We start from the raw sequence: 12332 nt of genomic DNA, 5'->3' as shown, positions 1-12332 counted from the left end.
GGCCGAGAGTACCGCCAATGAGTAGCGGAGAGCAGACCGAGACGACGACCGAAACCGGCGAGGCGGAGTACACGTTCGACGATCTCAGCGTCGTCATGGGGACCTACAACGAGGAGGAAGCGATCGGCAAAGTGCTCGCGGACATCGAGGACGTCGCCGACGGGAAGGCGGCGGTCGTCTGCGTCGACGGCTCGGCCGACCGGACGCCCGAAATCGCTCGCGAGCACGGCGCGACGGTCATCGAGCAAGAACCGCAGGGGTACGGCGTCGCCGTGCGCGCGGCGATCCTCGAGCCCGATCGCCCGATCGTCGTGACGACCGACTGTGACGATACGTACCCGATGGAGCAACTCCCCGAGTTCCTCGCGTTGATCAACGAGGGCTACGACGTCGTCAGCGGCGACCGGCTCTACCACGGGGCCGACGCGATGCCGGGATTCAATCGCTTGGGTAACCACGCGTTCGCGGCGATCGCGAGCGTCCTCATGGGAACCCGCGTCCACGACACGACCACCGGAATGCGGGCCTACCGCCGCGACGTCGTCGAATCGATCGAGTGGACCGAGAACACCGGGCTATCGGCCGAACTACTGATCCGCCCGCTGATGCGAGGCTACGACGTTCGCGAACACCCCATCGAGTACCGCGAACGAGCCGGCCAGACGAAACTCGATCCGCTCAAAGGCGGCGCCGAAATCGCGCGGTCGATCGTCAAGGTCTCGCTCGAGGAGCGGTTGCGGGAGCTGCCACACCGGCCGACGCAGTAAGCACCGAGTCGAGCGTCGGCGATCCCTTTCGACCGAACGCACCCCAGCCCGCTCGACTGCTTCCCCCGAAGACCGATTGTCAGCGGTTCAGCGCCGCTCAATAGTGGACGCTCCTCGTCAGGACGAAAACGAGCAGCGCCATCAGTACCGAGCCGAGCAGGGTCTCGATGCTGGCGATCGCGCGAGCGAAGCCGGCGACCGGCTGGATGTCGCCGTACCCGAGCGTGGCGAACGTGATGATGCTGAAGTAGAGGCTCTTGAGGAACGCTCGAACGAGAACAGGGCCCGGCGTCTCGGCAGGGTCTTCGATCTGGTACGTAACCGCGGTCTCCGTCCCGACTTCCTGAATGCCGCCGGTCAGCGGGTACAGCGCGGCACAGACGAGAATCAGGAGCACCGACGTCGCCACGACGCGCCACGGGCTCGTCCCGTAGTGCATGACCCAGCGCGAGCCGGCGAGCTTTATCGCCTGGAGGTACGCACCGACCCGCCACGCCTGTTTCCGGCGAAGGTCCATCTCGCGGAGGTAGTACGCGTGGACCTTCTCCGGAAACGCGTTCTCGTCGTACAGTCGCTGTAGCTCCCGATACACCCATTTTGCGGAGTCGACCGGTTCGGTACCCTCGTCGCTCGGCGGCGACCCGACGATGTCGTCCTCGTACACCGACCGCTCGTCGAACGCCGTCTCGAGGTTCAGCCGGACGTCGGTCAGGCCCGCGCGATAGAGCCTCGCACCGCGGAAATCCGCACCGCGGAGATCGGCGAAGACGAACACCGCGTCGTGGAGGTTCGCGTTCCGGAACGACGTCCCGTGGGCGTCGATGTCCCGAAACGTGGCCCGCCGGAGATCCGTCTCCGAGAGGTCGGCACCGTCGAGGACTGCGTTCGTGAAATCCGCCTCGAGGAGTGATCGGCCCGCGAGGAACGACGCTCCGCTCAACGTCGTTTCTCGGAAGTCCGCCCCGTCGAGTCGTTCGTTTGGCTCCGGGGCGTTGCGCTCGTATTCGTTCCTCGGAACGACGCGCTCGGTGTGCCAGAGACAGTAGTCGGTCTCCCTCCACGTGGGCCGCCAGCAACAGATCGCCCCCACTTCGTCGACGCCGCTGCTGTTCGTCACGTGACCGCAACGCTTCTCGGTCATAGGCGTTCTGCGGGAAGTCGGCTCCTAACGTTGGTGCCTGAATTACCGCACTCCTGTCGACGGACTATTCGGGCTCGCTCGCCTCGAGTCGGGTCTCGAAGCGCTCCCACTCGCTGTGGCTGTCGGGCCGGTCGGGGAGGTAGGTCCCGTCGGCCCCGCAATCGGTAACGAGCGGACAGGCAGTCCGTTCGGGCGGCCAGACCGCCTCGACGCCGTCGTCGGTCGTCCGGACGGTTATCTCCTGGCGGTAGGTGTGGGTCGCCCCCTCCGGCTGGACCTGTGTGATCGTCAGGACGAGCTCGTCGGCCCCGTCGAACGACACCGTCTCGGTCGTCGATCCGTTCAGCCGAGCGATACCGCCGTCGCCGGCGCTCGCGTTCCCATCGGTTTCGGAGCCTGCAGCGCGCTCGAGCGACCACGCGATAGACAGTTCGTCGTCGGGATTCACGATCGTCTCGCTGGCGACTGCCCCGTCGTTCTCGAGTCGAACGTACGCCCGATCGACCCGGTTTGCGATCCCGACGGTGGTTTCGCCCTCGAGGCGCTCGCCCGATCGAACCGACAGCTCCTCGAGCTGGGCGGTGATCCGGTCGCTGGGAGTCGGTGTCCACTCACCGCGATACGCGTAGCGATAGGTGGTGCGATCGGGATAGGCGTCGAGCACGGCGAAGTCCCGTTCGGGCGGTCCGTCGAGCGCGTAGACGACCTCGCCGTCGAGATCGGGGTCGTTTCGGAGCGCCTGGAACGGATGGCCCTGCCACTGGCCGTACGGCGTCGGCAGGAAGACCAGCGCGTTCTCGAAGTCGCGTTCCTCGATGGGCTCGTAGGCGGACTCGAACCGATCGGTATGGGCGGCGTTGCGCTCGATCGGCGTCGACAGGACCGCGGCGTTGGCCGCGCCGGCGACGAGCACGCTAACGAGGAGGACGGAGAGGACCACAGCGCGGGCGGCTCGCGGCGATGCGACGGTGGCGATTCGGTCTCGAACCGCGGCGTCGCGCCACTGCTGCCAGCCAGCGACGACGGCGAACGCGGCGAAGATCGAGAGCGGAACGAGCAGGTCGAAGTGGTAGAACGGCCCGAACTGCGAGAGCAGCCCGGTCGTCGGGTCGTCGATCCCCGCGTGGATGTTGAAGTTGCCCCAGAACGGAACGTTTCCCAGCGGCACGGAAACGAGGAGTCCGGCCAGGAGGAGTCCCGAAGTTCGAGCGTGGTCGCGTTCGCGGTCGGATCGACGAGCGGCGAGCCAGCGCCGGAACGCGACCGTCACCCCGAACAGGGCGGCGACCGCCCCGAGCGGGCCGGCCGTGAACCACCGCGTGGCGAAGTACCAGAGCGCAGCCCCGTTCGCCTCGAGGGCGAGCGCCGGCGTGTACTCGAGGGAGTGGCCGGTGATCTCACGATAGCCGAAGCCGGGACCGTCCAGCGGGGCGAACGCTTCGTAGGGAAAGACGAGGGGCGAGCCGGTAAGCCGTGCGTTGTACGCCAGCGCCAGCCCGACGAACCCGACTCCGATCGCGGCGGTGACCGCGTTGCGCCGAAGGGGATCCGGAAGCGGGCGGAGCCGTCGGTCCTGCCAGCGACGCCGAACGGAGCCCAGAACCGTCCAGCCCGCGTGACAGATGAACGGGGCCGCGAACAGGACGGCGGTGTAAGGCCGGGCGAAGAAGGCGAGCCCGATCGCCGTGCCGGCCACGGCGGCGTCTCGAAGCCGGCCGTCGCGGACCCCCCGGAGGTACCACACCGCGAAGACGAGGTTCAGCAACGTCGTCGGCGCGTAGGGGAGAAACACGGACGACGTCAGCAGTGCCAGCGGCGAGGCGGCGAAGATCGCCGCTGCGACGACGCCGACTCGACGGTCGAAGACCATCGAGCCGAGCGCGTAGACGAGCGCGGCGTTGCCCGCCGCGACGGCTGCGAGGGTTACCCGTGGCTCGCCAAACAGCGCGATCGAAACGGCGTACATCGCGGGCACGACCGGCGAGTACTTCGCGTAGAGTCTGCCGCCGTCCTCGATGAAGAACCACGGGCGGAACGCGTCGGCGAGGTCGCCGGCGTGAATCTCGAGTTGCCCCTCGAGTAACAGTGCGGCCTGGAGGAGATAGACGCCCTCGTCGTCGTTGCTCGAGTGGTAGGGAAAGAGCTCCGTCGCGAGGACGAATACCGCGACGCCGGCGAGACAGGCGACGGTGAGTGCGGCCAGGTCGAGACGGCGTTGCCGGTCGGACACTACCGACCGGAACGTGTGAACGGGATCACGGATCACGAGGTCTGTGGCGGGTCGTTAGACGTTGATGCCCTCGACGCTGCGCATGAGATCCAGCGTCGGCTGGAGGTCGGACAGTTCGGACGGGTCGATGTCCGGAACGTCCAGTTCGGGGATCGTCGGGAGTTCGCCGACCGGATTGCCCTCGGGGATGAGCGGATATTCGAACGTTTCGACCGCGAAGTACTCCTGGACTTCCGCCGAGAGCAAGTGTCGGACGAAGTTCTCCGCCAGATCGGGCACGTCCGTGTTTTCGATAACGGTTGCGCCCGCGATGTCGAAGGTGGCGCCCGCGTCACCGTCGGTAAACACGGTGTCGAGGGGTGCGTCGGGCGATCCCTCGAGAACGCGCTGGATGTAGTAGTGGTTCGTGAAGCCGGCGTCGATCTCGCCGTCCGCGACGGCCTGACAGACCGCCATCTCGTTGTTGTACGCCGAGATTCCCGCGTCGACGACGCCCTCGAGCCACTCGCGGGTCGCCTCCTCGCCCTCGAGCAGCCGCATCGCGGTGACGAACGACTGGCAGGAGCCATAGGAGGGGGCCCAGCCGAGGTCGCCCTCGAAGTCGGTGTAGGCGTCGATGCTCGTCGGCATGTCGCTCTCGGAGAACGCGTCCGTGTTGTACGGAATCGTTCGGATACGGCCGGAGGTTCCGACCCACTGGTCGGTTCGGAACTCCTGGGGAACCATCTCCAGAACGTCGTCCGAGAGCGACCGCGACAGGCCCTCGTTCGCGACCTCGCCGAGCGCGGCCGAGTCGACGGTAAAGAAGACGTCCGCGTCCGTTCCCGCCCCCTCCTCGGCGATCTGGTTCGCCAGATTCGAGGATTCGTTGTATCGCGGCCCGACGACATCGAACCCGTCGTACATGTCTACGAGGCTGTTGATGAGCGTCCCGACGAGGAACTCGTTTCGCCCGGAGTAGATGTGGAGTTCCCCCTCGAGGTCGGGGAGGTCCGCCATCGGCGTCCCGCCCGGCTGGTCGCGACCCGCGCGGCCGGAGCCGATCTGGTTGAAGACGTTCTCTTCGGTTTCCTCTTCGCCCCCGATCAGGCCAGTACAGCCGGCCAGACCGGCCGTACCGAGCGCGGCAGAGCCGGCGAGAAACGCCCGTCGGCCCGCGGAGTCGTATTCCTTCGTCATGGGTTTTAGGCTGCCCTAAATGTACTTATAGTCATCGATTCCCCACAACGGCCGAGGGTCGCTCGAGGGCCGAGAGACACTCGAGCCAGTCGAGCATGTGTTCGCCGACGTCGTTGAAGAACGCGCCGTTGTTGTACGCGTCCCAGTCGCCGTCGGCGAGTTCAGTGGCCATCGCTTCGAAGACGTCGGCGTAGTCGTCCGCGTCGCCGCCGACATCGTCGATTACGCGCCAGAGATGCTCGTTGAGTTCGAGGCCCGGCACTTCGTTGTTGAGGTCGTCGAACGTGCTCCGGGGTGCCTTGTTGTGCTCGCACAGCGGCGCGCCGTTGTAGATCCGCTTGCCGAGCACGTCGCAGGCCCGTTTGAGGAAGACGCCCGACCAGATGTCGTCGAAGCGGCCGACCTCCCACTCGTTGTCGTCCATCGGCAGCTGGTAGAACGCGGGGATCACCTCGCGCCGGAAGGCGAGGTTCATCGAGCAGACGGTGAGGTAGTTGCCGCGAGCGGCGACGAAGTCGTCGCCGAAGTCGTCGCTCGAGGTGCGGGTCTGGGCCTGACCCTCGAGGTCGCCGTCCATGAGGATGCGGACGGCGTCGAGATCGGGGACGTTGGTCCACAGTCCCTGGGAGGCGACGACGTCGCCGCCGTCGATCTCGGTCGTCCCCGTTTCGACCGTTTCGTTCATCGCCGAGTAGGGGTAGCCACGCGGGTAGAGGCCGTGGTCGTCGGCGTTCTGGTAGAGAACGTTGACCCACTGTTCGTCGGAGGAGACTTCCTCGATCTCGCCCTCGAAAGCGATGTTTTCCATGTGCATCCCGAAGAAGTCCTGATCCTCGTGGGGAAGCGTGTCGTCGTCGATGAAAAAGCCGTAGTCGAACTCGTCGTGGGCCCACATGTAGAGCAGGCCGAAGCTCGTCTCGGCGTGACTGGCGGCCGGAACGACGTGGCCGTACTCCGCTACGTCGTGGTCGTCGTACCACTCCTCGCGACGGCTCCCGTCGAAGACCTCGCCCGAGACGCCTTCCGCCTCGAGCATCGCTTCCATCTCGTCGGTGTCACAGAAATCCTCGGTGACGAGGACGACGTGCAACCGTGAGAGGTCGAAGCCGTGGTTGCGAGCGTTCGCGAAGTACGAGCGCATGCACTCGTACTCCCGGATCGTCGGGACGATCACGCAGATATCCTGACTCATTGCTCCGCTATTTTTTAGGCTCTCCTAAAAGCGTATCGGTCCCCCGCGTCGCGTCCGTGTTCGACTCCGCAGCGTCGGAAAGCGAAATCCCAAGCGAGGCGACCGAACCGGCACCGCCGACCAGCGTGACGCCGTTTTTCAGTGCGTGATCGACGATCGCCGCGGCCAGGGCCGTACTCGCGCCGATCGGTGTCAGTCCGACGACCAGTGCCGTGAACGCGGCCTCGTAGAGCCCGACGCCGCCCTGGGACAGCGGCAGGACCTTCGCGAGGTTCCCCACGCTCACCGCCAGCGTTCCGACCGCCAGCAGCGGGCCGACCGCGAGCCCGCTGCCAAGCGCCGCGAGGACGAGGACCGCGGTGAGCACGTCGAGCACCCACACCAGTAGACTCCCCATCCCGATGGTTGCCAGCGCTCGCGGCTTCCGGGCGACCACCTGTACGTCGCCCGCGAATCGGAGCGCCGTCTCGAGCAGTCCTTCGAGGCGCGATCGACCGTCGACCCGCGTCCGAAGCCACGACCCAAGGCCGTGATCGGCTCGAGCGGACGTCACGACCACGAACCCGACGCCGACGGTCGCCGTACTCACGGCGGCTGCAGCGACGAGCGCGGTCCGCGCGCCGCCGGCCTCCGCGAGGATCTCGAGGGGACCGGCCGCGCCGCCCAGTGCGAGCCACGTCGTCGCGAGCCCCGCGAGGGCGGCGATCGTCGCCAGATCGAACACCCGTTCGACGGCCAGCGACGCGAAGCCGGCGGTGTAGGGAACGTCTCGATAGGTGTTCATCACGTATGCGCGGACCGCATCGCCTCCCCGCGCCGGGATCACGAGGTTCGCCGTCTGGCTGACGAAGACGGCTCCCGTGGCAAACGCCGTCCCCCCACGGTGGCCGATCGCGGCCAGCACGTCGCCGTACCGGCGACCTCTGAGCGGCCACGAGGCGACGTACACTGCGACTGCCGCCACGAGCACGAGCGGATCGGCACTCGAGATCTCGGCGGCGACGGTCCGGGGATCGATCTCCCGAAGGGCGACGAGCAGGCCGAGTACGACGAGAGCGGTTCCCGCAATCGTCAGTCGACGGCGGGTCAGCGCCCCGGCGAGCCCGCCGCTCCCGGAGCCGTCGGCGGGTGCTTCCGACCTCGATCGCTCCCCCCCGTCGTTCATAGCGATTCCTCTCGAGGCCAGATATTTAAGCCCACCTAAAACGGGATCGGAGGGGCTCGACTGTCGCTCTCGAGTTAGATTCCATCGGAACGGACGAGGACGGAGGCCGCGCTTACTGCAGCTCGTCGATGATCTCGCGCGTCGACCGGCGGACCGCCTCGTCGCTCGAGTGGCGGGGCTCCCAGCCAAGCGCGGAGAGCTTCTCGATCGAGAGGCGCATCTTCGGCACGTCGCCGGTCCACCCCCGCTCGCCGCCGGTGTATTCGTGTTCGGGATCGACGCCCAACTCCTCGGCGACGATGGCTGCGATCCGGTCGACCGAAGTCGTCGTACGCGTGCCGAGATTGTACGTGTTCATCGCGTCGTCAGCGTGCTCGACGGTGTGGAGAATCGCGTCGAGACAGTCCTCGATGTGGAGGTAGGACTTCTCCTGCCGGCCGTCGCCGAGAACCGTGAGGGTCTCCGGGTTCTCCCGGAGTTTCTCGATGAAGTCGGGGATCACCGCTCCCCGCAGGCGCGGCCCGACCACGTTCGCGAATCGGAAGTTCCAGACCGTCAGGTCGTGGCTGTGCGCCCGCGCGGAGAGTAGGCCCTCATCCGCGAGTTTGCTCGCCCCGTAGGCGCTGATCGGCTCGAGGGGCGCGTAATCCTCCGGCGTCGGCCGGGGGGCCTCGCCGTACACCGTCGACGAGGAGGTGTAGGCGATTTCGGTCACGTCGGCCTCGGCCATCGCCTCGAGAATGTTGCGGGTCATCCGCGTGTTGTCGTCGAACTGGGCGTGGGGCCGGTCCGTGTCGACGTGTTTCGACGCCGCGAGGTGGACGACGAGGTCGATATCGTCGAGGTGACCCTCGAGGGCGTCGGGATCGGTGAGGTCGGCCTCGAGGAACGTGGCCGCCTCGGGCACGCGGTCGGGCTCGCCGTTCGAGAGGTCGTCGACGACCGTCACGGTCGCGCCGTCCGCGAGCAAGCGCTCGGTGAGATGCGAGCCGATGAACCCGGCACCACCCGTGACGAGCACGTCTCGGTTCGAAATGGACATACTCGAGTGTTCACGGACGTGGTGTTAACGCTGTTGTGTTCCGGCATGGGCGGTGCCTGAAAGCGACGACGGCCGTTTTTCCACGGTCGCCGTTTTTCGATGGCGCGTGTTTCATCACCGCTTGTTCTCTTGGGAGATACCCGTCCCGAACGACATCGGAATCACCCGACGCTCCGGTCTCGACCCCTTCACCTACCATTCGACATAGGTGAGATACGCAACGCCCTCGTACTCCAGGAGCCACGTCCCGTAGAAATCCTCCACGTCTATCCCCTCGTGCTCCCGAATGCGGTCGACCACCGACCGGAAGGCGTCGTCGTCTTCGAAGTACCCGCCGTCGATCGCCTCCTCGACGACCGCCCTTTCGGCGTCGGAAAGACCCTCGAGCGTGAACAGGTACTGCTCTCGGACCTGGTCGGCGAACGTGTCGACGTCGGACGCGACTTCGGTCACCTCGTACCGATACTCGGCCTCGGTCGCGGTTCGCGAATCGACTGTGACTCGGGACCGATCCCCGTCGTGGATGACGATATCGTACTCGGGTTCCGGCACGAACACCGACCCGTTCCCGACCTCCTCGGCGGTTCCGTACTCGACGCCGATATCGTCTCCGTCCTGCGTCGGCGGGTCGTCTTCCGAGAAGAGTCGATCGAGGCGTTGGCGGTCCGCCTCGGGGAGGTCGCCGTATTCGATCTCGCCGCGCTCGGGCGTGGAATCGGCGGGGTCGAAATCGATGCGGAGTTCGTAGACGGTCTCCTCGTTGCTCCCGAGTCGAGTCTCCGAGACGTCGTAGAAGGAGTCGTCGACCCGAACCGTCTCGGTACGATCGAACAGTTCGGACCGCCCTCTCCGCGTTGCCGAGCCGTTCTCACGGGCCGACGAAACGACCGAGTACTCCTCGGAATCGGGCTCGACCGTCATCGAGACTTCGTTCGCGATGTCGTCTGTCGTCGCTTCGTCCATATCGAGGACGACGGGCGGGTGGCCACAGCCGGCGAGAGCGACGGTGAGGAGGGCTGTTCCGCTTGCGAGGAACTGACGGCGTCGCATACCATAACTGACAGCGAACCGGAACGAAAGCGTTCCGATTCGCCGATCGAGAGCGAAGGGAGTGGTTAGACCCCGGTCGAGTAGCGCAGGAGACCGGCGAAGCCGCCGAAGGCGTTGAGGAGCTGTTCGCCCTTCTCGAAGTCCGTGGAGATGAACTTGGTCTCGGTGCCACGCTGTTCGGCGATCTCGATGAGGTGGTCGATCGCGTCCTCGCGGTCCTCCTCGGACCCCTCGACGTCGGTGCCACACTCGGTGCAGGTGTGGGTCGGCATCGACTTGCGCCGATCGATCACCTCGCGCTCGGTGGCCCCGCATTCGGGACAGTCGTAGGTGATGACGTCCTTCCGGAGGTCCTCGCTGATCAGGAGTCGGTCGACCGACCCCATCATGAGGTTTCGCCGGGTCTGCTCGAAGCCGTAGGTCGCCAGCTCGCCGGCGTTGAGCTCCTCGAAGAACTCCTCCATCACCTTCTTGTCCTTCATCACCTCGGCGTCGGCCAGCGCGTCTTCGGCGTTGTCGACGAGGTCTTTCAGGCCGGATTCGTCCGTGTAAGCGACGTCGAACTTCCCGATGACGTTGTCCTGGATCTCGTGGTGAAGGTAGTCGCCGTCGAGGAACTCGTCTTTGGTCGGCGAGGGACCGCCGACGAGGATCCCGTCGAGTTCGTGGCGTCGCGGCACGAACAGGTCGTTTGCCATCCCCGCGACCTCCTGATAGAAGTTGTCGATGGCCTCGAGTCGCAGGCGGGCGAATCGCTGGGCGGACTGGCCACCTTTGCGCTGCTTGCCGGGGACCAGCGAGGATGCTGACTTGACCGGCTCGATGCGCTTGCCCTTCAGCCAGCCGACGTTGGCCTCGCGGCGGTCGAGGACGATCAGGCCGTAGAGGCCCTTGTCGGCCAGCATTTCCTCTAACGGTTCGGTCAGGAAGTCCGAGTCGCAGTGATAGCGGAACGATTCGATGGGCTGGGGCGGGCTCTCGAGGACCTTCGTGACCATGTCGGTCCGGCCGCCACCGGAGTCGACGGCACCCGAAAACAACACGATGCCGTTGTCCGGCGGAAAGGTATCGTAGTATCGCAGCCGGTCTTTGATACTCGTCAGCGCGTCCTGAACGGCCGTTCGCGTCTGCTTCGATTTGATGTTGGCCGCTTCGCTGTGTTCCTGGGTGACGTGTTGTACGACGTCACTGATCTGTCTGTCGTCGGGAACGTAGATCGTCACGAGCTGCGTTCCGGAGCCGTCGTAGTCCTTGAGGTCCTCGATGACCTTCCGGAACTCGTACTTTTTCCGGTCGGATTGCTCCTGTGCGGCCTCCTGGCTCATTAGCCGTATAAAACGGGGCTGTGGGTAAGAATCCTTTGACACACCGGTTGACGCGGGACCGGTGACGCTGCGGACGTGCTCGGCGGTGCTGGGCAGCCAAGCGACCGCATCGCCGTCGCTCACGATCTGTCGGCCACTCGCCACGACTCGTCGGGTGAGGTCACGATTTAAGGTGTTGCCGTTCTAGGATCCGGACAGTATCCGAATATGTCTCAGGAGACGGTCTACGCTATCGCGAGCGGGAAAGGCGGTGTCGGGAAGACGACGACGACGGTAAACCTCGGGACGGCGCTGGCCGAGGCCGGCAAGCGCGTCGCCGTCGTCGACGCCGACCTCGGCATGGCGAACCTCGGCGGGTTCGTCAGCCTCACCCCCGACTCGACGACCCTACACGACGTGTTAGCCGGAGATGCATCGGTCGACGACGCCACCTATCGACTGGCGGAGAATATCGTCGCGGTTCCAAGCGGTACCAGCCTCGACGACTACGCCGAAACCTCCCCCGAAGGGCTGCGGGAGGTCGTCGCGGATCTACGATCGAGGTTCGACTACGTCTTTCTCGACGTCGGTGCGGGCGTCAGCCACGAGACGGTCCTCCCGCTTGGACTGGCCGATTCCGTCGTCCTCGTCTCGACGCCCGAACCCGCCGCCGTCCACGACACGAAGAAAACCGTCGAGTTGACCGATCGCTCGGGCGGTGCCGTCGCTGGGCTCGTCCTCACCCGGACCCGCCCGGACGGCGATATCTCCCACACCGAAATCGCCGACCGCCTCGAGGCGTCCCTGCTGGGAACGATCCCCGAAGATCCTGCGGCCCGCGATAGCGTCTATGCTGGGACGCCGCTGGTCGTCTTCGAACCCCACGGACCCGCCGCGGTCGCCTACCGCCGTCTCGCAGCGGAGTTGACCGGGGTCGACATCCCGGTTTCGACGGCTGGCGAGGAGACCGACTCGACGGACGGTTCCGCGCCAGTCGATTCGGATTCCGACGCCGACGAACGGGAGGCTGCACACGACGACGTCTCGAGTGCGATCACGGAAGCCGAGTCCGACCCCTGAACCGCGAAATCGGTCGGTAAGCGGTGCCTTCCGCGCTCGAGTCGTCGCACAACGGCGTCACTGCCATCGAATGCGATGATTACCACCAGCACGTGACTGTCATCGTCTCTCACTCGGTGGACCGGTTTTCCGCCCGTTCCGACACGGAACGCGCTCGCTTTGGACGCGTTTGTCCGCCGTTT

At 65.8% G+C, this 12332-nt stretch carries 10 protein-coding genes; 2 read left to right on the top strand and 8 right to left on the bottom strand.

What is annotated here, in order from left to right:
* Nucleotides 1–17: 17 nt before the first annotated feature.
* Nucleotides 18–767, top strand: a complete 750-nt coding sequence (locus tag CP557_RS12790) for a dolichyl-phosphate hexose transferase (protein ID WP_097380263.1) — start codon at nucleotides 18–20, stop codon at nucleotides 765–767.
* A gap of 97 nt (nucleotides 768–864) precedes the next feature.
* Here the strand turns inward: CP557_RS12790 and CP557_RS12785 are convergent, their stop codons facing one another.
* The 8 genes from CP557_RS12785 to prf1 form a co-directional block, all read right to left on the bottom strand.
* Complete coding sequence (locus CP557_RS12785) at nucleotides 865–1908, bottom strand: pentapeptide repeat-containing protein (RefSeq protein ID WP_097380262.1); 1044 nt, start codon at nucleotides 1906–1908, stop codon at nucleotides 865–867.
* A gap of 64 nt (nucleotides 1909–1972) precedes the next feature.
* Nucleotides 1973–4138, bottom strand: a complete 2166-nt coding sequence (locus CP557_RS12780; RefSeq protein WP_245853005.1) for an ArnT family glycosyltransferase — start codon at nucleotides 4136–4138, stop codon at nucleotides 1973–1975.
* A gap of 54 nt (nucleotides 4139–4192) precedes the next feature.
* The gene (locus CP557_RS12775) at nucleotides 4193–5317 is read right to left on the bottom strand and encodes an extracellular solute-binding protein (RefSeq protein ID WP_097380261.1); all 1125 of its coding nucleotides are present in this window, start codon (nucleotides 5315–5317) and stop codon (nucleotides 4193–4195) included.
* Between the two features lie 31 nt (nucleotides 5318–5348).
* On the bottom strand, nucleotides 5349–6509 hold the full coding sequence (locus CP557_RS12770; protein ID WP_097380260.1) for an alpha-1 4-glucan-protein synthase: 1161 nt from the start codon (nucleotides 6507–6509) through the stop codon (nucleotides 5349–5351).
* Nucleotides 6510–6516: 7 nt separating this feature from the next.
* Nucleotides 6517–7674, bottom strand: a complete 1158-nt coding sequence (locus CP557_RS12765; RefSeq protein ID WP_143825074.1) for a lysylphosphatidylglycerol synthase transmembrane domain-containing protein — start codon at nucleotides 7672–7674, stop codon at nucleotides 6517–6519.
* 112 nt (nucleotides 7675–7786) lie between these two features.
* Nucleotides 7787–8716: an NAD-dependent epimerase/dehydratase family protein gene (locus CP557_RS12760; RefSeq protein ID WP_097380259.1), complete on the bottom strand. Its 930-nt coding sequence runs from the start codon at nucleotides 8714–8716 to the stop codon at nucleotides 7787–7789.
* A gap of 192 nt (nucleotides 8717–8908) precedes the next feature.
* Nucleotides 8909–9766 (bottom strand): hypothetical protein, encoded by an 858-nt coding sequence (locus CP557_RS12755; RefSeq protein WP_097380258.1) that lies wholly within the window; start codon nucleotides 9764–9766, stop codon nucleotides 8909–8911.
* Nucleotides 9767–9831: 65 nt separating this feature from the next.
* Nucleotides 9832–11091, bottom strand: a complete 1260-nt coding sequence (gene prf1, locus CP557_RS12750; RefSeq protein ID WP_097380257.1) for a peptide chain release factor aRF-1 — start codon at nucleotides 11089–11091, stop codon at nucleotides 9832–9834.
* Between the two features lie 207 nt (nucleotides 11092–11298).
* Here prf1 and minD point away from each other — a divergent pair, with 207 nt between their 5' ends.
* Nucleotides 11299–12150 (top strand): cell division ATPase MinD, encoded by an 852-nt coding sequence (minD, locus tag CP557_RS12745; protein ID WP_097380256.1) that lies wholly within the window; start codon nucleotides 11299–11301, stop codon nucleotides 12148–12150.
* Nucleotides 12151–12332 lie beyond the last annotated feature (182 nt).

The organism is Natrinema ejinorense (assembly GCF_002494345.1).
Lineage (GTDB): Archaea > Halobacteriota > Halobacteria > Halobacteriales > Natrialbaceae > Natrinema > Natrinema longum.
Note: the sequence above shows the minus strand (reverse complement) of the source record. Positions and strands in the feature narration are given on the sequence as shown.